Source organism: Streptomyces sp. NBC_01433 (assembly GCF_026340105.1).
Taxonomy (GTDB): domain Bacteria; phylum Actinomycetota; class Actinomycetes; order Streptomycetales; family Streptomycetaceae; genus Streptomyces.
This window is the reverse complement of the sequence record NZ_JAPEPM010000001.1, coordinates 2858943-2877422: the sequence shown is the minus strand read 5'-3', so window position 1 is coordinate 2877422 and position 18480 is coordinate 2858943. Positions and strand designations below refer to the sequence as shown.

Annotated in this window: 28 protein-coding genes; 10 read left to right on the top strand and 18 right to left on the bottom strand. The window is 67.8% G+C overall.

Annotation, left to right across the window (positions count from 1 at the left end; all coding sequences use genetic code 11):
• Nucleotides 1-30: 30 nt before the first annotated feature.
• From OG413_RS12990 to OG413_RS12965, 6 genes are all read left to right on the top strand, one after another.
• Nucleotides 31-291 (top strand): hypothetical protein, encoded by a 261-nt coding sequence (locus OG413_RS12990; RefSeq protein WP_266805279.1) that lies wholly within the window; start codon nt 31-33, stop codon nt 289-291.
• A gap of 52 nt (nt 292-343) precedes the next feature.
• Nucleotides 344-556: a hypothetical protein gene (locus OG413_RS12985; protein WP_266805277.1), complete on the top strand. Its 213-nt coding sequence runs from the start codon at nt 344-346 to the stop codon at nt 554-556.
• Nucleotides 557-647: 91 nt separating this feature from the next.
• Complete coding sequence (locus OG413_RS12980) at nt 648-977, top strand: esterase (protein ID WP_266805275.1); 330 nt, start codon at nt 648-650, stop codon at nt 975-977.
• 104 nt (nt 978-1081) lie between these two features.
• Nucleotides 1082-1333 carry a MarR family transcriptional regulator gene (locus OG413_RS12975; RefSeq protein WP_266805273.1) on the top strand — a complete coding sequence of 84 codons (252 nt, stop codon included), beginning with the start codon at nt 1082-1084 and terminating at the stop codon, nt 1331-1333.
• Nucleotides 1330-1653 carry a hypothetical protein gene (locus OG413_RS12970; RefSeq protein ID WP_266805271.1) on the top strand — a complete coding sequence of 108 codons (324 nt, stop codon included), beginning with the start codon at nt 1330-1332 and terminating at the stop codon, nt 1651-1653. Before OG413_RS12975 ends, OG413_RS12970 begins: the two co-directional genes overlap by 4 nt.
• Before the next feature lie 28 nt (nt 1654-1681).
• Nucleotides 1682-1912: a hypothetical protein gene (locus OG413_RS12965; RefSeq protein ID WP_266805269.1), complete on the top strand. Its 231-nt coding sequence runs from the start codon at nt 1682-1684 to the stop codon at nt 1910-1912.
• A 73-nt stretch (nt 1913-1985) separates the two neighbouring features.
• On the opposite strand, the gene OG413_RS12960 is transcribed toward OG413_RS12965, so the two are convergent.
• The 9 genes from OG413_RS12960 to OG413_RS12920 all read right to left on the bottom strand — a co-directional run bounded on the left by OG413_RS12960 (nt 1986) and on the right by OG413_RS12920 (nt 9051).
• Nucleotides 1986-2390 carry a hypothetical protein gene (locus OG413_RS12960; protein WP_266805267.1) on the bottom strand — a complete coding sequence of 135 codons (405 nt, stop codon included), beginning with the start codon at nt 2388-2390 and terminating at the stop codon, nt 1986-1988.
• Nucleotides 2391-2497: 107 nt separating this feature from the next.
• A complete protein-coding gene (locus OG413_RS12955; RefSeq protein WP_266805265.1) occupies nt 2498-4267 on the bottom strand; it encodes a relaxase/mobilization nuclease domain-containing protein in 1770 nt (589 codons plus the stop codon).
• Nucleotides 4267-4734 (bottom strand): MobC family plasmid mobilization relaxosome protein, encoded by a 468-nt coding sequence (locus tag OG413_RS12950; RefSeq protein WP_266805263.1) that lies wholly within the window; start codon nt 4732-4734, stop codon nt 4267-4269. The genes OG413_RS12955 and OG413_RS12950 overlap by 1 nt, the downstream gene beginning before the upstream one ends.
• 194 nt (nt 4735-4928) lie before the next feature.
• Complete coding sequence (locus tag OG413_RS12945) at nt 4929-5153, bottom strand: hypothetical protein (RefSeq protein ID WP_266805261.1); 225 nt, start codon at nt 5151-5153, stop codon at nt 4929-4931.
• 101 nt (nt 5154-5254) lie between these two features.
• Complete coding sequence (locus OG413_RS12940) at nt 5255-6316, bottom strand: DUF2637 domain-containing protein (protein WP_266805259.1); 1062 nt, start codon at nt 6314-6316, stop codon at nt 5255-5257.
• A complete protein-coding gene (locus tag OG413_RS12935) occupies nt 6313-6879 on the bottom strand; it encodes a WhiB family transcriptional regulator (RefSeq protein WP_266805257.1) in 567 nt (188 codons plus the stop codon). Before OG413_RS12935 ends, OG413_RS12940 begins: the two co-directional genes overlap by 4 nt.
• Before the next feature lie 117 nt (nt 6880-6996).
• Nucleotides 6997-7704, bottom strand: coding sequence for an ATP-binding protein (locus OG413_RS12930; protein WP_266805255.1), 708 nt, complete (start codon nt 7702-7704; stop codon nt 6997-6999).
• A complete protein-coding gene (locus OG413_RS12925; RefSeq protein ID WP_266805253.1) occupies nt 7704-8723 on the bottom strand; it encodes a hypothetical protein in 1020 nt (339 codons plus the stop codon). Before OG413_RS12925 ends, OG413_RS12930 begins: the two co-directional genes overlap by 1 nt.
• Nucleotide 8724: 1 nt before the next feature.
• A complete protein-coding gene (locus tag OG413_RS12920) occupies nt 8725-9051 on the bottom strand; it encodes a transcriptional regulator (protein WP_266805251.1) in 327 nt (108 codons plus the stop codon).
• A 570-nt stretch (nt 9052-9621) separates the two neighbouring features.
• On the opposite strand from OG413_RS12920, the gene OG413_RS12915 reads away from it, so the two are divergent.
• A complete protein-coding gene (locus OG413_RS12915; RefSeq protein WP_266805249.1) occupies nt 9622-10497 on the top strand; it encodes a helix-turn-helix transcriptional regulator in 876 nt (291 codons plus the stop codon).
• Between the two features lie 220 nt (nt 10498-10717).
• Here the strand turns inward: OG413_RS12915 and OG413_RS12910 are convergent, their stop codons facing one another.
• The gene (locus OG413_RS12910; RefSeq protein ID WP_266805247.1) at nt 10718-11344 is read right to left on the bottom strand and encodes an HAD-IA family hydrolase; all 627 of its coding nucleotides are present in this window, start codon (nt 11342-11344) and stop codon (nt 10718-10720) included.
• 247 nt (nt 11345-11591) lie between these two features.
• A complete protein-coding gene (locus OG413_RS12905) occupies nt 11592-12827 on the bottom strand; it encodes an MAB_1171c family putative transporter (RefSeq protein ID WP_266805245.1) in 1236 nt (411 codons plus the stop codon).
• Nucleotides 12828-13167: 340 nt separating this feature from the next.
• On the opposite strand from OG413_RS12905, the gene OG413_RS12900 reads away from it, so the two are divergent.
• Both OG413_RS12900 and OG413_RS12895 read left to right on the top strand, forming a co-directional pair.
• Nucleotides 13168-13503, top strand: a complete 336-nt coding sequence (locus OG413_RS12900; protein WP_266805244.1) for a hypothetical protein — start codon at nt 13168-13170, stop codon at nt 13501-13503.
• A 477-nt stretch (nt 13504-13980) separates the two neighbouring features.
• Nucleotides 13981-14487 carry a restriction endonuclease gene (locus OG413_RS12895; protein ID WP_266805242.1) on the top strand — a complete coding sequence of 169 codons (507 nt, stop codon included), beginning with the start codon at nt 13981-13983 and terminating at the stop codon, nt 14485-14487.
• On the opposite strand, the gene OG413_RS12890 is transcribed toward OG413_RS12895, so the two are convergent.
• Complete coding sequence (locus OG413_RS12890; protein WP_266805240.1) at nt 14460-14618, bottom strand: hypothetical protein; 159 nt, start codon at nt 14616-14618, stop codon at nt 14460-14462. The two genes, OG413_RS12895 and OG413_RS12890, sit on opposite strands and share 28 nt — an antisense overlap.
• Before the next feature lie 106 nt (nt 14619-14724).
• Between OG413_RS12890 and OG413_RS12885 the strand changes: the two genes are divergently transcribed.
• On the top strand, nt 14725-15240 hold the full coding sequence (locus OG413_RS12885; protein ID WP_266805239.1) for a hypothetical protein: 516 nt from the start codon (nt 14725-14727) through the stop codon (nt 15238-15240).
• Here OG413_RS12885 and OG413_RS12880 read toward each other — a convergent pair.
• The 6 genes from OG413_RS12880 to OG413_RS12855 all read right to left on the bottom strand — a co-directional run bounded on the left by OG413_RS12880 (nt 15218) and on the right by OG413_RS12855 (nt 18478).
• Nucleotides 15218-15397 (bottom strand): hypothetical protein, encoded by a 180-nt coding sequence (locus OG413_RS12880; protein ID WP_266805238.1) that lies wholly within the window; start codon nt 15395-15397, stop codon nt 15218-15220. The two genes, OG413_RS12885 and OG413_RS12880, sit on opposite strands and share 23 nt — an antisense overlap.
• A gap of 242 nt (nt 15398-15639) precedes the next feature.
• Nucleotides 15640-16149, bottom strand: a complete 510-nt coding sequence (locus OG413_RS12875) for a topology modulation protein (protein WP_266805237.1) — start codon at nt 16147-16149, stop codon at nt 15640-15642.
• Nucleotides 16150-16245: 96 nt separating this feature from the next.
• Nucleotides 16246-16503 carry a hypothetical protein gene (locus OG413_RS12870; protein WP_266805235.1) on the bottom strand — a complete coding sequence of 86 codons (258 nt, stop codon included), beginning with the start codon at nt 16501-16503 and terminating at the stop codon, nt 16246-16248.
• Between the two features lie 194 nt (nt 16504-16697).
• A complete protein-coding gene (locus OG413_RS12865; protein ID WP_266805233.1) occupies nt 16698-17009 on the bottom strand; it encodes a hypothetical protein in 312 nt (103 codons plus the stop codon).
• Between the two features lie 95 nt (nt 17010-17104).
• Nucleotides 17105-17422 carry a hypothetical protein gene (locus tag OG413_RS12860; RefSeq protein ID WP_266805231.1) on the bottom strand — a complete coding sequence of 106 codons (318 nt, stop codon included), beginning with the start codon at nt 17420-17422 and terminating at the stop codon, nt 17105-17107.
• Between the two features lie 87 nt (nt 17423-17509).
• Entirely contained in the window at nt 17510-18478 is a 969-nt protein-coding gene (locus OG413_RS12855; RefSeq protein ID WP_323137851.1) for a thiopeptide-type bacteriocin biosynthesis protein, read from the bottom strand.
• Between the last annotated feature and the right edge of the window lie 2 nt (nt 18479-18480).

Here is an 18480-nt window from a genome sequence, read left to right as displayed (position 1 = left end):
CCGCTACCGACCCCGACTCGGAGAAGCCCCGTGGCACACCGCGCCCCGCTCACCAACCACCACGCCGACGGCACTCTCTGCCCGGCGGACCACAAGCACACCAGCTCCGGCAAGCCGCTCCACCCCGACTGTCCTGGCCGCGCGTACACGCAAGCCATCTGCTCCTGCGGCGGCTGGGACATGAAGCAGTCCGGCAAGGGCTACGTCAACGAGAGCCGGAAGCGGCACCTCGCCAGCCACTCCCAGGGGCAGCAGGTCGTTCGCGACCTGCTGCGTCTCGACGTGCCCTGACCCTCACGCACCAACCCCGCACTACCAGTCCGCACCGCTCTCGGAGGATCCCGTGCCCCATTACCTGACCGTCGGCCACCTGCTCCGCCAACTCCAGGACCTTGACCCCAGCCTGCCGATCCGTCTTGCCATCAACCCGGACTTCCCCTTCACCCACTATCTCGGGGCAGAGGTCATCGTTCGGGACGGCAGGGCGTTCATCGCCGACGACGGCCAGGAGGGCTACCTCCCGACGGCGGTCAGCGACGCCCTTGCCTGGGCCTGACCTGTTCCACCGAGAAGACCTGGAGGCTCCGATCTCGTCGCAATCCCGCCCTTCGCACGTCCTTCCTCTACATGGCCTCGCCATACGTCCGATGCCGAGCACCACGCGCGGCGCGCTGGTCCAGCGCGTCTCCGCACTGCCCGACGGGCCGCTCGACGTCACCTGGCTCGACCTCGAAGCCCCGAGACTCCCGCTTGGCCGCATCCGCCTTCACTGGGAGCCCGCCCCCCTCGCAGGCTGGGACGTCACCGCCCACCTGGGCCTGGCCACCACCGAGGTGCATCTCGCCACGTGGCCCGCTGCCCCGGACGACTGGCCGCGCCTGGTCCGCCCGACCCTGCACGAGGTGCTTGGCCTCTGCGCCGCCCTCGCGGTCGCGACCGCCGCCCTCGACCTCTCGAACCGCCTCGCCCAGGTCTGACCGAACCGCAGAAGGCCGCCCCGTGCCAATCAGGCAGGGGCGGCCTTGCCGTACGCCCAGCCGCGTGTTGCGTACGCTCATCACCGACGAACGAGGAGGACACGATGGCCGACGACCAGGAACTCTGGGGGTACCCCGAGGTCGCCGCTCACCTGGGCATCAGCGTCGGGGCTACCCGTAATCGCAAGAGCCGAGGAAGCCTGCCCGCTCCCGACGACACCACCGTGCCGGACCGGCCCCGCTGGCGGCCCGCCACGTTGCAGAGCTGGACGCCGGTCGGCCGGGGGTTTCGCAGCGATCTCCATGGCGATTCGGCCTCTGATGCTCCTCCGGCGTCCGCCGGAGGAGCATCGTGAACAGACTCGTTGTCGCGTCCGCCTTGGTCGCTTCCGCTGGAGCGGTCGCCGCAATCGCCGCCGCTGTTCAGCACAACTACGGCGTCTGCAGCATCGCCTTGTTCGCCGTGGCGGCCGGTGCCTCCGGCGTCTACCTGCTCCGCCGGTCTCAGGACGCCGCGAACGACCGCACCGTCCTCCACCGGCTACGAGTTCGGCCCCAGCTCACCGTCGACGCCCTGGCGAACGAACTTGGGCTTAACCGCGCCGCAGTCCAGCTCAGCATTCACCGTCTGGCCCGTTCCGGCGAGCTGCCCCCGCCTGCCGATTCCGCTGAATGACGGATAGGTTCGCCCCTAGTCTCAAGGCATGACCGACTCACCTATGCCCGCCCCACCGTTCCCTTCGCCTGACAATGCTGCGCTCCGGGTGGTCGTCGGCAACGCTCTCGCATCAGTCCGCAACGGCGAAGCCTCCGTGGAGGACGCGATCCTCCACGCCGCCGTCCACGGCTGGTATGAGGGTCACATCCAGGGCGAAGACGAGTGCCCCGGCTGCGACTTCCGAGGAGGACTGCCGAAGAACGGGAACCGCGGCTGACCATCGCGCAACGCCGAGGAGCGCCACCGACGTATCGGTGGCGCTCCTCGGCGTTCGGCACGCCGCCGCTCGACTAGTCCAGGTAGGTGCCGGCGAAGGCCCCGTCGAAGCCGAGCGCGGTCAGGCCCTGCTCGACGCTGGAGTAAGTCGTTCCGTCCGGGATGGCGATCAGTGCGTCGAAGTCGGCTCGGCTGATCTCCGGTTCGAGCCACTGGTTGCTGCAGCGGCAGCAAACCCAGACGTTCCGTCCGTGGTTGATGAGTAGCCAGTCGCGGCGGGCGCGGCAGGCCGTGCACATCACCGGGATGCCACGAAGGGCCAGGGCACTCGGGTGGCTGAGGCAGCGCGTCGCGCCGGGGCCGCTGGGCGGCTGCGTCTCGTACTCGAGTTGCAGCAGGGGATCGGTGCCGGCGGGGAGGACGGGCAGCACGGGTGTCGGCTCTGCGGGGCGGTCGGTGGTTCTGAGCACGAGCTTCATCTCCCGGTCGAGGTACTTCTGTTTCCATCCGTAACAGCCGGTGGAGCTGCTTGTCCAGGGGTTTCTCGAAGGCCGGCGGGCCGGTCACCCGGCCCGCCGGACCCTCGTCAGCGGCGCGGTGGGCGGTTGCCTGGGTCGGAGGTGGTGGGGCGAGCTGCTGCCGTGGGTGCCGTCCGGTAGTTGGTGCGACTGGCCGGGGCCCTTGTCTGGCTGGTGCCGGCCTGCGGGCGGCGCGTCGCTTCACCCGGGTGAGCGGGAAGCTGGGCAAGGCGGCGCAGTCGCCAGACGAGCACGTCGTTCACGTCGTCAGCCGTGTCGAGTTCGCGCATCTCGATGGCCTGCTGGAGGAGGGCCTTGGGGTCGTGGCCTGCGTGCTCGGCCTGGGCAAGTGTGGCGGTCAGGGCATCGGCCGTGGACGAGCTGTCTGCTCGCATCACCCCGTCGGGCAGTGCTGCGCGGATGGTGGCCTGGTGGGCGCGGCGTTCGGCTTCCGGTAGAGCGCGACCTTGGTCGTGTAGGGCCTGCATGGGCGTGGCAGCGGCCTGTCGGTAGGCGGCTCGCAGATGCTCGGCGGTCTGTCGGGAAGCGTGAGCCTGCTGGGCGTGTCCCCGGGCGGAGTGCCAGCGGGCAGCGGCGATCGTGACCAGGACCAGGGTGGAGAGGAGCATGGCGGTGGTGCCACCGTCCTCGCCACGTCCGAGGGCGCTGCCAGCCTGGATGATGCCCCGGGCCGCCGAGCGGATCGCCCGCGTGTCGGCATGCTCCGCTCGGACGTGGCTGCGGGTGGCACGCTCGAAGGATCGGGCGGCGGCGCCCAGCTCGGCGCGGGTAGCGGCCGGGGAGGTCTGTGTCACCGCGTCCAGGAGTTCGCCGATCCCCACCAGTTGACCTGCGGCTTCGTCGTGGTCGCTGTCGAGCAGGACAGCGGCGCGCTCGGCGATATCGGTGGCGTTGCGTCGTTCCCGGGCGGGCGGGGACCAGTCCGTTCGGCCGCTGGTCGACGCCGGGTGCGTCGTCTGGTCAGCGCCCCCCTCGGCCAGTCGGCGGCGGATCTTGGGGAGTGAGAGGTCGGGGGCCAGCTTGGAGCCGGGGTACCAGATCGGTGCGCCGTCGCGGTTGCGGTCACCGGGAAGCGCGACGTTGTAGCCGATGGCGTCGCCGGACGGGGCGTTTCGGATCTTCACGCGGAGGCCCGCCTCCCGGAGCCTGGCGAAGAACTCCTCTTCGGTGGCCGTCCCGGCGAGGGCTTGGCGCACGGCTTCGCGGAGACTCTCGCGAGGGGCCTCGGGACGCCCAGTTCGCTCGGCCTTGAAACGCTCTGCGCTGGTGGGGGACTTCGCTCCGGTGCCGTCGCCGGGCCTGAGCTGGCGGAACCCCATCTCCTTCTCGATGCGGCGGCATTCGGCCTGGGCCTTCTTGAAGTCGTAGTTCATCCTCGGACGGCGCAGGTCGCCTCGGACCATGGTGGCCACGATGTGGATGTGGTCGTCGGCGTGCCGTACGGCGACCCAGCGGCAGCCGTCGGGATCGCCTTCTGGGGCGAGGTTGACGGCGTGGACCAGGCGGCGGGCGACGGTGTTCCATTCGGCGTCGGTCAGGCGTCGGTCGCCGGGGTCGGTGCGGACCGAGCAGTGCCAGACGTGCTGGGCCGGTGCCGTGGTGCCGGCCTGCTTGACCCGCAGGTCCAGCGCTGCGGACAGGCGGGCGAGGGTGACCTTGGGGTCGGGGTCGGGGCTGGTGTCTCGTCCGGGGTCGGGGGCGAAGCCGTCCCAGCTCCCGACGAGGTGCGCGTCGGTGTGTTCGTCGCGTTTGCCGGGGCCGTACAGGTAGACGAGCAAGCCGTGGGTTCGTGAGCCGCGTCGGATTTTGGGGACCATCAGAGTCGCTTCTTCACCAGGGTGTCGGCCACGTCGTCAATACGGGCCAGGAGTCGGGTCAGGGTTGTGAGGGCGTGTTCGAGTTCGCCGGGCCTGGGCTGCCCCCCGGCGTTGTGGACGTAGGCGATCTGGTTGATGTTGTTGCCGACCCGGGAGAGGGCGGTGCGCAGGGCGGCCAGCTCGTCGATGGCGTCGTCGAGCTGTTCGTTGGTGTGCAGGGTGGTGGAACCGCGGGCGGCGGCGAGGCCGGCGGCGGCGAGGAAGCGCGCGACGGTGACGCTGCGCTGCGCGGCGGCGGCGACGATCTCGGCTTTCTCTGTGTCGGAGAGGCGGGTGGTCGTCTTGCGGGTGCGCTCGGTCGGGTTGCGGCTGCGGCGACGCGGCTTGCGGTCGGGGAAGGGGGACGCGCTCGGGCTCGGCTGCTCTCGGTCGCTGTGGCGATCTGCTTCTCCCCCCGCGTCCGGCACCCCCTGGTGCCGGACGTCCGGTTGGTTCCCGAGCGCCCTCGCTCGGGAACCAACCGGACTTCCCCCGCCCCCCTGGGCGGGGGCAAGTGCGTACGACGGGCCGTAGGACCGTCGTACGCGACAACTTGCTCCGCCAGGAGCCGTCGTGGGGTCACGCTGCTGTCCGGCGGTGGTAACCACCGGATCGTTGGCGGTCACCGACGTGTCTCCGGGTTTTCCTGCCGCAGTTCGCGGACGAGTTCCTCGATCCAGTCCATGGCCAGGACCGGGTGGTGGAGGGTCCAGGGGCGACTTTCCCGGGCCCGTTGCACGATCCAGGTGTTGTCGGGGCCGGATTGGGCGCGGTGCAGGTGGCCGCGCTGGTGCAGGACGGTCAGCCAGGAGTTGACCTCAGCGGGTGTGGCCGGGTGGGTGCGCATGGGTTGCTCTCCGCTTCGCTTCGGAAGGATGTGGGGCACGGGTCCGAGGGCGGGTGACCGGCCGTGGTGTCCGGCTCGGTCACCCGCCTCGTGCTGTCCTGTCAGTTCCGGCCGGAGGTGACCGGCTGTCCGTGCTGGGCGCGGAGCTGGGCCATCAGGGCGGTCAGGGTGTCGCTGGACAGCGGGATCTGCTGACCTCGGATCGCCTGGGCGACCACCTTGCGGGTCAGCTTGTCCTCGGCCCTGACCGCTGACCGGGCGATTTTCAGCAGCTCCTCGGTGTCCGGGTCACTCCGTCGGTCAGTGGCTGTCCGGGTGTCCCGGTCAGTGACCGGCGAGGTGACCGGCCGGTCGGTGTCCGGCGCGTGGCTGTCCTGATTGCCGGTGACCGGCTCGGTGCCGACCGCGCGGTCAGTGACCGGAGGCGCGGTGTCCGGCTGTCCGGGCAGGTCAAGGGCCTTCTGCGGCTGCTCACGGTCACCGGTGACCGGGCTGCTGTCCGTCGGGGCACTGTCCCCGGTCAGTGACCGAGGACTCGGGGCCTGCTTGTTCAGGGACGATCGGGGCCGGTCAGTCAGGGCAGTGACCGGCTGCCCGGCGCTGACCTGACCGGGCTGCGGCTGCTGCTGACCGACCCGGTCAGCCCGGGTGACCGCGATGCCCTCGGGCCGGTCAGCCTGACCGAGGTGACCGGCCTGACCGAGGTCCTCCCGGTCACCCTCCTTGACCGGGCCCCGGGCGATCAGGATGTAGAGGTGGACCGCTCCGGCCAGCGCGAGGGGGGCGATGGTGGACAGTACGGCGACCACCGTGTCCCCGAGCCGGAGGCCGGTGCCGGCGACCCCTTCGTCGTTGAGCCGGACCGCGTGGAGGGCGTTGGCCCAGATGCTGGCGGCGGTGGCCGTGCCGAAGAGGGCCCAGACGTAGAGCCGGGCGCGCAGCGGCGCGTCGCGCAGGACCAGCAGGGCACGGATGCCGTAGGCGATGAAGCCGTCGATCACCAGGGGGAAGAGGTAGGTCAGGAAACCGCGGACGTGGATGGCGACGGCCATCTGCTGGAGGGCGTCGTACGACAGGGCGCACCCCGCGCCGCCCAGGGCGATGACCACCGCGCGGTCCCAGCCGGTGATGTGCGCCGTCTTCGGCGCGCTCGCGGTGCTCACGCCGCCGTCCCGAAGTCGTCGCGGCCCAAGCGCTCGCCGTCGGTCTCGGGGGGCGGGGTGGTCTTCGTGGTCTGCTCCAGGTCTCGGTTGCGCAGGGCGCGGCGGGTCTCGCGGTAGAGCTTCTGAGCGTGCTCCTCGGTGATCTTCAGGAGCCAGGCCAGGCGCTGCTCGGTCACCCCGTGGCGGTAGGCGGCATGGACGACCGCGCGGCGCTCCGCCTTGGTGAGGTGGACATCCCGTCCGGCGACGGTGGCGTTGACGCGGCTGTAGTCGAGGCGGTTGGCGAGCTTTTCGTGCAGCGGCCCGCGCTCCTCCTCTGTGAGTCCGCCCCGGATGCCGTCGGTGTCGCCGCTCTCCAGGGCCGCGTCCAGGCAGGTGCGGCGGACCGGGCACTGGCCGCACAACGACTTCGCGGCGGTGATCTTGTCGGTCTCGTCGGGCTCCGGGAAGAAGATTTCGGGGTCCACCGGGTTGTACTCGGTGCTCTGGCAGACGGCCTGGTCCTGCCAGGTCTGGTCGCCGAGCGAACGGTGGCGGGCAGGGCTGATCGTCGTGGTGGTCATGCGGGTTGCTCCGATCGCTCTCCACGCGCAGGGGCGTCGGCGGAGAGGTGCGCTGGGTCGGGAGGTGCATGGGGCGGCGCGCGGAGGGCGCGGCCCGGCGGGGCGGCCTGCGGCGGATCAGGCTGCGGCGCGGTGGCGTCTGCGGTCGACCGGCTCGAACTCGACCCGAGTGGTCATCTGCGCAAGGCGGGAGGCGATGCGGTCACCGACGTAGGCCCGGAGGTCTTTGATCGCCAGGTTGGTGGTGATCAGGGTCGGGAGTTCGTAGTTGTACCGGCGGTTGACCAGCCGGTATGTCACTTCCTCGACCCACTCGCTGGCCTTGGCCGCGCCGAGGTCGTCGATGATCAGGAGCGGGCAGCGGCTGACGGCCGCCAGCTCCCGCTCGCTGTCCACCCCGGGCCGGGGCCGCAGGTCGGCGTACAGGTCGGCGGCGGTGGTCGCGCGCCAGCGCACGCCGACTCCGCTCTGTACCAGTCGCCTGACCGCCCCGTACGCCTGGTGCGTCTTGCCCGCGCCGACGACTCCGGCCATCAGCAGGCTGGGGCCGGTGGTGACCTGTCGCCGGGCTCCCACGCTGGGGGCGATGGCTGCCTCGGCGACGTCTCGGGCCCAGGCCAGGACCTGGGGGTGGTCGGCGACAGCGGCCTGGTAGCGCGGCGGCATCCCCGCCAGCAGGGCATCCAGCGGAGAGAACGGCTCGGGCTCGTCGACCACTGCGGCGACGGCGGCCGGGTCGATGTTGCGCGCGGCCAGGATCCGGGCCATCCGGTCCAGGGTGCCCTCGCTGCCGATGGTCTGCGGTTCGCGGGTACGGGTGCGCATCACAGCTCCTCGGCGTAGGCGGCGGCAGCGTTGGCCGGGTTGGTCCACGCCTGGTGAGCGGGCACGTTAGGCCGGATTCCCGGCCGCGCCAAACCGCCCGAGCGTGCGTTCATGGCCTCGTTGACCATGCTGGTCAGGACGCTCGGGTGCTTGGGGTTGGCTGCGAAGTTCTGCAGTCCGGCCCGGATGTGCTCCGGGGCGATGCCCTCGCCCAGGAGCTTCTTGGCGATCCGCCCGAGGTGCCCGATCACGTCGCTGGGCGGACGCTCGTCGCAGGCAGCGATGTACTCGCCGACGAGCTGGTTGGCTGAGACGGTGGCTGCGGGCGCTGTGCGCCCCGTAGGGATAGAAGATCCAGGATCCAAGATCCTAGATCCAGGCGCCGAGCCCTCTCCGAGGTTTCGGGGAAGGTTCGGGGAAGCCTCGGAGAATGCCGCCTGACCTGCGCTTTTGGAGTCAGGGGGGCTAGGAGCGCCGACCATGTCGTCGAAGGCGTCCTGCTGGATGGTGGGAGCCCGGTCGGCGTTGGTGTGAGGTGTCACGAGGGGCTGCGCGGGCAGATCGAGGGCTCGGGGAGCGTACGGCGAAGCCTCGGCGAGCCCTCGCGTAGGGGTGGGCGACTCCTCGGCCCGCTTGGTGCAGGTCCCCTTGCAGGGCGCGCACCGGTCGGCACCGTGGTGCTGCGGGCAGGTGGGCAGTCGGGACTGGCTCGGCTTGTCGATCTTCTGGTGCGCGGACCAGGTCACGATGTGGAGGTAGCGGCGGCCGTCACAGCCGGTGTACCGGCAGATCAGGCCAGCGGTCGCGAGCTGGTGGAGGTCGTCTTCGACGTGGACCGAGGTGTGCTCGGCGCGCAGGGGCCAGAGCAGCCCGGCGATGATCGCGGCGTTGTCGCGGTGGCGGCCGTGGTCGTCGGCCTGGGTGAGCAGGCCGAAGAAGGTGCGCTCTGCCTCGACGCTCACTTCGGCGAGCGACTCGGAGACGAACGCCTCCGGCTTGATGGTTCGTATCCGCGCCATGTCAGCGGCCCCGACCGGCGGCGATCAGGTCGCTGCGGGTGAGGGTCGCGGAGGCAAGGTCGAAGGTGTGCGGCCGTGTCCAGTCCGCCTCCGGCCAGACCCGCAGGATCCAGCGGGCTGCGACCCTGGCGGTCGTCCGCCCCAGCTCCAGGGTTTCCCCGGCCGCGTCCTTGACGATGGCGTGCGGGTGGGGCCACGCCTCCTTCGGGTCGTTGAGGCTGACCCGGATGGTGGCCGCGCCCGGAATCATGTCGGCGAGCTGGGCGGCAAGGCGGCAGTGGCGGTCGGTGTCCGGGCAAGCCGGGGTTCCGCTCGGCATGGCGAGCATGCGATACTCCGTTGTTCGTAGGAGCGCGGTGCGGCGGTTCTCGTGCAAAAGCCCCGCCGCCCGCGAGATGTGAATGGCGCCCCTCGGGGTGCCGGCCCGGCGCTTGGGAGTTAGTAGCTCCCGGGCGCCGGTTTTCTCTGTTGCGCTACGTCACGGACCGTGCGCTCGCATTCGCACCACCTCCTCCTCCTTGCCTTCCACCTGCTCGTTTCGCCCCTCCCCGGGTCGCTGCCCGGCGGGGGGACGACGAACATACGTAGACACCCGCGGACAAGTCCATCCCTGTTTTTAACCCATCGCACAGGGCTGGCGACGGCCGGTATTTGGGCAGGCGCCCCCCCGCATCCGGTCGGCAACGACTGGGTACCGAATGCGTCGGGGCGTTGCGCGAGTGACCGCGACAACGCAACATGCATAGGGCTCTCCCAGGGGCTGGCACACTTGAGGTCGGGGCCGATCAACAGGTGCGATACAGGAACGTACGTTAGTTGTGCGGATGTATCAAGCCTGGATTACAGTTGTCCCAGACACCGCCCCAACCAGCCCGACCGCCACGCCGCAGGAGTTCATGTGCCCCCACGTCAGTTCGACGGCAGTCGCGTGCGCGCTGTCCGGCGGGGCAAGGACCTTGGCCAGAAGGAGTTGGGGGCCGAGGTAGGCGTCACCGGCCCCGCTGTCGCGCGGTGGGAGAGCGGTCAGGATTTCCCCAAAGGCGAGAAGCTCCCCGCGATTGCAGCGGCGCTCGGGCAGCCGCTGGATGTCCTCTTCCCCCACGACGGTCCGCCGGACCTGCAGCTCCTGCGGTGCGACGCCGGCCTCAGCGTGGCGCAAGCTGCTGCGATCATCGGCACGAGCCGCACACCAGTCAGCAACGCCGAATCCGGTCGGCGCAGACTCGCCGACGCCTACGTGCAGCCGCTCGCAGCGGCGTACGGGGTGACCGAAGCAGAGTTGCTGGCCGCTCAGGACTGCTCGTTCGGACACCGCCCCAGGACCTCGCGTGACGACCAGGTATCCGCGCCCCGCACTATCGGAGAAAAGATCAACTATCTCCTGGAGCACGGGTACGTGAGCCAAGAGGCACCCTCTGACGAGGAAATCGCGCGGGCCGTCAATGCCCACGCAGGCGGGACAGCCGTCACCACGGACGACATCGTCGCCCTTCGCACGGGTGCAGCAACCGAGGCTTCCGACGTAGTACGCGCCGGCCTAGCCGATGCGCTTCAGGTCGACGCCGCCCTCTTCCAGGACGATGCCGAGGTCAACCCTGCGGCCCGCGAACTCCTGGAAGCGATCCGCTTCCTCGGCTCGATTCACCGAGGACAGATCCTTGGCCTGGCTGCCCGCGGCAACGGTGGGGGCCTGTCGGCCGAGATGATTGCCAACATCAACGACCTCGTCGGAGAGCTGAAGCACAAGCTGCCAGAGGTGCCGGACGGGGATTGACGGCACCCGCGAGCTCGCGCAGCCCGGACGTTCTCTGCCCGGCAGGCTGCACGTCTGCTGCGGCCCGCCGTCCGAGCGTGGCAGGTCCGCTCAAGCTACGCCACAGCTAAGTAGGAGCCGACATAGCGAAGGGACTACGGCGTCGCCCCATGATGGGGCGACGCCGTAGTCCCTTCGCGGTCCTCTTCGCAGAGGACAGGTTTGCGGGGCCGAGTCCGGGCTACGACGCGGCGAGATCCACGCCAAGCAGCTCGGAGAGAGCGGCGACCGTCTGCTTGGGGTCCTTGTTGTGCACCCCGGCGAGGCCGAGCTGCTCCGCTGCCTGCACGTACGCTTCGGTGTCATCGACGAAGATGCACTGCTCAGCGGGCAGATCCATGAGCTTGAGCGTGACCTCGAAGAGGCTCGGGTCAGGCTTGCGCATCAGGTGCTGCTCGGAGATCACCACGACGTCGTACAGCGTCTCCAGCTCGTAGCCCTGATACAGGTCCCACGGGGCCAGTCCAACACTGTTCGACAGGATGCCCACCTTGATCCCGGCCCGCCTCGCCGCCGCAGCCGCGTTGATCAGCAGCGGCTCAGGGCGGAGGTCACCGAAGATGCGACCCATCAGGTTGTCGGGGGACACGCCCAGCATCTTGCCGGCGAAGTCGTTCCACTCAGACTGGGAAACCGCTCCGCGCTCAAGATCGCTCGTGATCCGGACGCCTTCGTCGTCCTTGTACAGGGCCGTGAGGCAGGCTCCCTGCGGAAGGCCCTCGCGCTGCTCGAAAGCGAGCACAGCAGGCAGCAGGGGGGTGGTGAGCACGCCTCCGAAATCGAGGATGAGGCCGGTGCGGTTGGACATTCGGGAACTCCATTGCTGAGATTTCGGACGCCCATCCAGACCGGACAGCGTCACGGACTCGCCTGCATACGGTGACGACAGCACGGTGCGTCACGAGGCCGAAGTCCATTCATCATTTACTGGGCGGAGCAGGGCCTATCAGTCCGCTCAACCCACGGTACCAGCCCGGTTCGCTCAGTCGAGGGTGCCGAATCTCACTCACAAGGCACTCGCTCAAGATCAATATGCCGATAGACCCCGAGCGCAGCTATCGATCCACTTCGGATTCCACTCCTGTGGAGTGCAGGAGAAGCCTCTGCGCTTGATCCGTCGTGATGTGCGAGTAAGCGGTGCTAACTCGCACTAGCCACGCCGCTTCGCTGTCGGTATCGACGAACGGTTTATCTCTCAGAGGCGCGGCGGCATGCGGAAGGACTGGTGTGGTGTCCGCAGCCAGGAGTGCCGCCTTAATCCATTGCGCTTCTGCGGCCGGCTCAGAATCAGAGTGCGAGGCGGTAATGTCCTCAGCAGCGAACATCAGATTCCGTGGAGCGTAATGCCGCAGCTTCTCGCAAGCGTCCGCAATATCTTGAGTCCATCGGTCCAGGCGGACGTCTATAGGGACTCTTATATGCACGAGTTCCGCAATGCGCCGCCCAGGTGGGTACAGGCTTGTCCCAGGGAAAGCCTGCACCAGGTCAAACCAGAGCGGATAAATCCTGTAGAGGGTTTGCCATGTCTTCCACCGGGCTACCGCGGCACGGGTGGTGGGAATACTCGCCCCTGCGGCGACGATCAGGAAGAGCACGTCCATCCAGATCGATGTGGCGTCCACAAGAAACTGTACTGTGGAGGGACTTAGAGGGAAGGCCACTGCGACCCAAAGGATGGCGATACGGGCGACTGTATGAATCAGCCCCATCCACATCGAAATTCCCATCAAACCCAGTCCGATGCGCATGCTTGTGCTCTCGGCCTGTCGCGCCGCCCTCGTCCATTGGTAGCCACAAACTGCGGTCGTGATGAGCGGGAAGAAGTAGAAGACGGTCATGTAGACCGCGACTCCCCATTCTCCCGCATGGTCGATGAGGAAATTTTGGCTGGGCCTCTCGCGATCCACCACGGTAAAGAACAGGATCGTAAGAAGAATTACGCCTACCGCCCCCGCCTTATATGATGCGCGGGCAATCCAGCGTGAGACCGCGACATGCCGAGGCACGACCGCCGCCGTGCTCTTTCCGTAGCTGGTGGCGACGTAGGTCAGGGCGGCCATGATCGCTGCAGTACTGGCAAAGTGCCTGAGCAGGGCGCTCAGGTCCACCACAGGAATACGGTCGACCGCATCCATTGCCGCTGGCGTGTAGAGGCATAGAGCTACGGCAAACCCCGCATAGCCGCCCCAGAGGGCCCGGCGGTGAGAGTCGCCATACCGAACCGCAGGAAATCGCCAGATGGCGATAACGGTCATGACTGCCGCAGTCAGGTATTGAAAGTATTCGAACACGGAACCAGTGGATCTCTACGCGGGCTGCATTTTGTCGACCCGCAAGGTCGGTTGAGTGCAGACTGGACTGCCGGGGGAATGCGAGGAGAATCGGGAGCCGCTAGGCCGGAATTTCACCTAGGGGCTCGCCGAGCCCTCGCGGCTACACTCGACGCCGTGGAGGAGCCACAGGGTGAGCAAGGGAATTCTCTAGAAGGCTTACCATGTCATCTCCCGTGAACGACTGGCGACGCGCCAGTCGCTTTATCAGCGAGGCCGACAGCTCGGCTTGCTTTTCCTCGGGGCTATCAAAATCTACTCGGCCTTGGACCAAAGTCGACGGAAAACGCCGGAGGACTTCTTGGCGGATTCGTTCAGGGACGTATCGCTCGATCTCGGCGGCCGTCAAGCAAGTCCCATGGTCCAGCCATTCGTGCACAAGCTCATGGAGAATGATGTGCTCGGTTTGATTTCGACTCGAACGACGGCGGTAGAGAATAATCGTGAAGTCCGGCGCTTTTACCCGAAGGCCGCACGCTGCGCCGAGACCTCCGTCGGGGTCGTCCAGTGGCACAAGCCGAATCTGGCGGCCCAGCAAGACTTCCATATTCCGCACCAGGGCCTCAACACTGAAAGGGGTGGGAATAGGGAGACCCACGAGCAGTCTCTCGCATTCCTTCACGAAGGCGCGCTGTGAAGGGCCTCGACGCCAACGCATAGTCGCTCCCTAGAGATTCCGCTGATATTCGCCGCCAGCTCAATCCCGATACTCGTACGCGAGGCGCTGGTAGCCAGGAGCTTGCGTTTTGGGTGCGTGGTGGTTGGCCAGCACACCCGTCTGCGCCTCACCCTACAAGCCGGAAGCCTTGATCCACATGGGAGGTATGTGTAGCGAAGGTCACCTAGGTGCGATAGGCCACAAAGTGAGTACCAAGATCGAAATTGGGTGACGACCCTTAAGTGATCTTCAAATAGCTCTGGGGCGAGACTCCGACTGCCTCGCTTTGTCAGGTGCATTTAACTGGACTTTGTCAGGTCCATTTCGGTTGCAGCACGCGCCTATCGAAGGGATCACGCCTCGGTCCGCACACCTCAACCGCCTTTCTGAATACAACTCAACTCCTTTATAAGTTGGGCCACTGGGGTTGTCAGACCCACGGGATACAGTCAACGCATGGGCAGTGTCATGTACTTGAGGAGCGCCCCGGGCGCTGACGGGCACACCGATTGGCGCGGCTTCGAGGAAGTCGTGACCAGGCGGGTGGCAGACCTTGACTCGGCGGCGACGGTCACTCACAACGCACGCCTCAAGGGGCGGTTGAGCGGCATCGAGCGGCAGATCGACGTCTTGGTGACCGGAAAGCTGGCCGGGACGCAGATCAAGATCGTCTTCGAGTGCAAGCGGTATGAGAGGTCGGTAGGACTCGTGACGGTCGAGGAGTTCATCGGCAAGCTCCACGACCTCGAAGCAGATCGGGGTGCGTTGTGCGTCTTCGGCGGCATCACAGCTCCCGCCCTCTCACGCCTCGCTCACGCGGCGCATCCGCAAATCGACCTCTACCTCTGGGAACGGCCGCGCCCCCGATGGGAGGATCTGGAGGAGGACTTCGAGGAGGCCATCCTCAGCCGGGCCCCTGCCACGCGGCGGCTGCTCTACGTGAACCCCAAGGCCGGTTTGTAGTCAGCGGCGGCGAGCACTGCGGCCGACTGCTGCTCGGGCCCAGGCTCGTGCAGTTCGATTCGCACGCAGCGCCGGCACCCCTCGGCGACGAGGACTTCGTCGAAGGCGAAGTCGTTCGTCTGGAGCGCCACCGGCTGGGTTCCTCTGCACTGCGCTCTGGCGGGCCGCCGGGCCAGGTGCCTGTCGATTTGAAGGAGGGCCGGGCATGCTCGGCCCTCCTTCGGCTTCAATGGGGCCATGGACAGTGCAGTGGTCGGGTTAATCGGGACTGTCGTGGGCGCGGTCAGTGGCGTGCTGGGGACGCTGGCCACGACCCGCCTCGGTGGTACGGAACAGCGGCGCACGCAGCGCGGTCAGTCCGAGAGGGAAGGCAGATCGATCGCCTATTCAAACCTCGTCAATGAGTGCAGCCGCACCTATCGAATCGGTTACGCCGCCCACGTGGCGGTTCAGGCAGTTCCCGGTGTTCAGCGGTCTCCCCACCTTGCCGACAGCCTCGCTGGGTTCAGGCCGGCCGTCGATGCCGCCCTCGAAGCTGTAAGCCTCGTGAGGCTGCACGGCCCGGACAAGGTCGCCCGTGCTGCGAACAACCTGGCCTCGGCCATGACTCGCTGGTGCCGCGAGGTGGAGGATCTGTACGACGGCCAAGGAGACGAGCAACGGGCAAGTGAGGCAATCGAATTGTACGAGGAGATGGAAGAGCGTTTCCTCACGTTGGGGCGAGAGACGCTCAGTCCTGAATTGGTGCGTTAAGAATCGACGGCTCGCCCTCACCCGTGACGAGCCGTCCGGTCTGCTGGGCAAGGAGGTTCGCAGCTCGCGCAAGATCGTCCGGGGAATCGACTGCTACACCGTCGTCCAGGACATGGATCATCTGTACGGCGTGGCCGTGTTCGACGAAGCGGAACATCTTCACTCCTTCCGTGCACTTCAGGGCCCCTGCTGGAGCTGCCGGGAGCGCTGGAGAGCCGGGTCGGTGAAGCCGTAGAAACCCAACTGACGCAGGTACTTTGGTCGGTCGTCCCTTCGGGGTAGCGATGGGCTGGCGCGAGAACCGGGCGGCGTGACCGTAGGGCTCGTGCGCCGGGCGAGGTCCAGGAACGGGTTGGGCTCGTTCATGCCGCGCCCCCCCTGTCCGGGAGCGCGGGCCGTTCAGGACTGCTCGGCGGCCACCTTCTGCAGCCAGCGCTGCGTCTGGCGCCGGTTGGCCAGCAGAACCACGTCCTCTCCGGCACCGAACTCCTCGATCTTCGCCATGACGCGGGGCCGCATCTTGCGCCGGTACGTGGCGACGTACTTGATCACGCCCCAGTGGATGCGGTTGTGCACCCCGTTGCCCTTGTGCCCGGCCCCATGCCGGATCTGCCGGGAGAAGATCCCGTACAGCGCCGCCACCGTTGACACGTCCATCAGGACCACCGTGTCGCAGGCTTCGAGCCGTACCTGCAGGGTCGAGTTGTAGTTGCCGTCGATCACCCACCGCGGCTGCGCGACCAGCTCGCGCTGCAGGTCGGCGAACTTGTCCATGGGCAGCACGTTCCACTCGTCGTCGTAGAACGCGGCGTCCAGGTGTGTGACCGGGGCGTCGAGGATGGTGCCCAGTTCGCGGGCCACGTGGGATTTGCCGCTGCCTCCGCAGCCGACGATGGCGACCTTCTTCATGGTGCTCCAGCGTAGAGAGGTTCGGGTGCCCGGCGGGGCCATCCTCCCGGACACGTGCGGATGACCCCGGCGCTATGGCCTGTCGAGAGATCTGCATCAGGCCACTCCCTGCTCGATCTCGGTGGCCTGGAGGAGTCCGTGCAGGACGGAATCCAGGGAGTCGACCTGCTTGCTCAGGCCGAACAGGTGCAGGCGGTCCATGCACGCCGCGATCAGGTCGGCGTGCTGCTGGGTGCCGGCGATCTCTCGGAGGTAGGAGAGACGTTCGATCACGTCGCTGCCGGAGCGCACGACCAGCTCCTTGGCGACGACCCGGTCGGCGAAGCGGATGTCCGCCGGGCCAACGGCGGGCATCCGGCGAGTACGGCCTCGAAGATGCGCTGGGTCGTCTGCCCGACGGCGGCGTACCGCTTGGGCAGCATGAGCACGGTGGCCAGAGACCGGCCGTAGATGCCGGTGGCGGCCTCGAACGGTATCCCGGCCCACGAAACGGAAGTGCGGCCAGCGGTCGTCTTCGTCCGCTACAAGATCTACTTGCGCAACAGACCCTAGGTCGGCGCAGCGAAGACCGCGTTGTCGGGCATCCGGTCGCGGAACGCATCCGGGATGGTGCCCATGAGCCAGAGGCGGCGCGTCACGTGCACGGTGCCTGTCGGGTCGTCGAGCAGGACGTAGCGGGACTCCCCACCCCCTACGTAGCCAATCTCCGGCGGAAACCCCTGCTCCTCGGTCCACGACAGGTAGTGGACGCCGTCGATCCGAAGGACACGCCGGCCGTCCGGGTCTTGGTCGCCGAGCATCGCGTACCCCAGGCACATCAGCCAGAAGTCACACGAGCTGCACACCCGATACGCAGCCATCCGCACACCGACACCTCGGATCTCCCGGTCCGTCCCCTTGTTCGGGCACAACTTGCATTGGAACAACTGGTACACCTCGGGTGTACGGGCTCGCCTCATGCGCCGGAGGCGGCGGGCCTGCGCCGGACATGCTTGCACCGGATACCGCGTTCGATGTCCTGGAGCGAGGGTCTGCGGGACGCCCCGCAGTCGGTGCACTCGCTCGCCCAAGGCATCGAGCGGGCACCGGGGTAAGGCGCCTTCGGCTCGTAGCCGGCCGCACGCATCACCTCCTCGGCTTCCCGCTCGTCGGCGGTCACCTGGGTGGTGGGCGGGGGCCCGGAGACGGGCGGCGGGAGCTCGAAGCTCTGTGGGTGTCCCCCGAACAGCAGTCCGAGGCTCACCCATTGCTTCTGCCGCGATGGAACGGTCATGGCAAGTCCTATCTCGCACTACTGTGGGTTGCGTCGCCTGAGCCCATAGCGTGTGACCTCCGGCGGTTTACACGGCTCGCGGCCGACCTATGCCCTGCGTTCCTGGTGCAGGATCGCCGCCCTCGCTGCCCAGGCCAAGATGCTCTGACCCCGCATGGACAGTCCAAGCCGGTTCCAGTGAAAGATCACGTGATAGCTCAGCACCTGCCTCAGTCCCCGGTCGAGCGTCCCGTCCTGTACGGCACGGCGGAGTTCCTGCCCCGTGCTGCGGAAGGCGGCGGCCCACTCGGCGACGGGCTCCAACAGCCCACCGGGGCGCAGCAGGACATCACTGTCAGCGAAGAGCAGTGGCCGGATCTCCTGCGCGCGGGCGTCGAGCCGGTCTGCCGGGACATCGCTGACGGCCGATCGGTGCTCTTCCGTGATGACGCGGTGCCACACGTCCCCCTGCTCGTACCACTCCAGGCCCGCGGCGCGCATCATGATCGTGCAGAGGAGAACGGACAGCTCGCGCGGTCCCACGGCCAGGTCCCCGCGCTGCCTTAGTTGCTGCGCCTCGCGGCTGTCGGTGACGAACAGCGCGTGCGCAGCCGTCATGCTGACCGCGCCCCCGAACGCTGCGGTCTCCGGCTCGTAGGTCCCGGGCCACCACCGGTGCAGATGCCCGTCGGAGACAAGACGGTCGAAGCCGTCGCCGAGGGTCAGTTTGGTTCCGGCCTCGGGCTGTAGACGAAGGCGCAGGCGCCAGCACGGGTGCTTGCGGGTGTACCACCAGCCGCCCATGAGCCCCGCGGCCTCTGCCTCCCGAAGCACGGGGAGCACGTGCGTGGTGAAGGTGGTGTCGGCGGCCGTCCAGTCGGTGAAGTGGAGGTACACCTGCCACCAGTCGGTGGCGGCGGCGTGGCGGGCCAGGGCCTCCCGGCCGGCTTGGTCGTAGACCGCCACGGCGTCGGACAGGATCGTCGGTTCCATCCCGTACTGAGCTGCGACCTCGGGGATCGGCAGGCCGGTGAGGGCAGCGGAGACCGCGCGCTGGATCGGGCTCGGCTCCGTCAAGA

Excerpts from the sequence above, each read along its gene's own strand:
- OG413_RS12980 (WP_266805275.1), top strand. The coding sequence starts at position 648 with ATGCCGAGCACCACGCGCGGCGCGCTGGTCCAGCGCGTCTCCGCACTG.
- OG413_RS12975 (WP_266805273.1), top strand. The coding sequence starts at position 1,082 with ATGGCCGACGACCAGGAACTCTGGGGGTACCCCGAGGTCGCCGCTCAC.
- OG413_RS12965 (WP_266805269.1), top strand. The coding sequence starts at position 1,682 with ATGACCGACTCACCTATGCCCGCCCCACCGTTCCCTTCGCCTGACAAT.
- OG413_RS12960 (WP_266805267.1), bottom strand. The coding sequence starts at position 2,390 with ATGAAGCTCGTGCTCAGAACCACCGACCGCCCCGCAGAGCCGACACCC.
- OG413_RS12955 (WP_266805265.1), bottom strand. The coding sequence starts at position 4,267 with ATGGTCCCCAAAATCCGACGCGGCTCACGAACCCACGGCTTGCTCGTC.
- OG413_RS12945 (WP_266805261.1), bottom strand. The coding sequence starts at position 5,153 with ATGCGCACCCACCCGGCCACACCCGCTGAGGTCAACTCCTGGCTGACC.
- OG413_RS12935 (WP_266805257.1), bottom strand. The coding sequence starts at position 6,879 with ATGACCACCACGACGATCAGCCCTGCCCGCCACCGTTCGCTCGGCGAC.
- OG413_RS12930 (WP_266805255.1), bottom strand. The coding sequence starts at position 7,704 with ATGCGCACCCGTACCCGCGAACCGCAGACCATCGGCAGCGAGGGCACC.
- OG413_RS12925 (WP_266805253.1), bottom strand. The coding sequence starts at position 8,723 with ATGGCGCGGATACGAACCATCAAGCCGGAGGCGTTCGTCTCCGAGTCG.
- OG413_RS12920 (WP_266805251.1), bottom strand. The coding sequence starts at position 9,051 with ATGCTCGCCATGCCGAGCGGAACCCCGGCTTGCCCGGACACCGACCGC.
- OG413_RS12910 (WP_266805247.1), bottom strand. The coding sequence starts at position 11,344 with ATGTCCAACCGCACCGGCCTCATCCTCGATTTCGGAGGCGTGCTCACC.
- OG413_RS12895 (WP_266805242.1), top strand. The coding sequence starts at position 13,981 with ATGGGCAGTGTCATGTACTTGAGGAGCGCCCCGGGCGCTGACGGGCAC.
- OG413_RS12885 (WP_266805239.1), top strand. The coding sequence starts at position 14,725 with ATGGACAGTGCAGTGGTCGGGTTAATCGGGACTGTCGTGGGCGCGGTC.
- OG413_RS12880 (WP_266805238.1), bottom strand. The coding sequence starts at position 15,397 with ATGTTCCGCTTCGTCGAACACGGCCACGCCGTACAGATGATCCATGTC.
- OG413_RS12875 (WP_266805237.1), bottom strand. The coding sequence starts at position 16,149 with ATGAAGAAGGTCGCCATCGTCGGCTGCGGAGGCAGCGGCAAATCCCAC.
- OG413_RS12870 (WP_266805235.1), bottom strand. The coding sequence starts at position 16,503 with ATGCCCGCCGTTGGCCCGGCGGACATCCGCTTCGCCGACCGGGTCGTC.
- OG413_RS12865 (WP_266805233.1), bottom strand. The coding sequence starts at position 17,009 with ATGGCTGCGTATCGGGTGTGCAGCTCGTGTGACTTCTGGCTGATGTGC.
- OG413_RS12860 (WP_266805231.1), bottom strand. The coding sequence starts at position 17,422 with ATGACCGTTCCATCGCGGCAGAAGCAATGGGTGAGCCTCGGACTGCTG.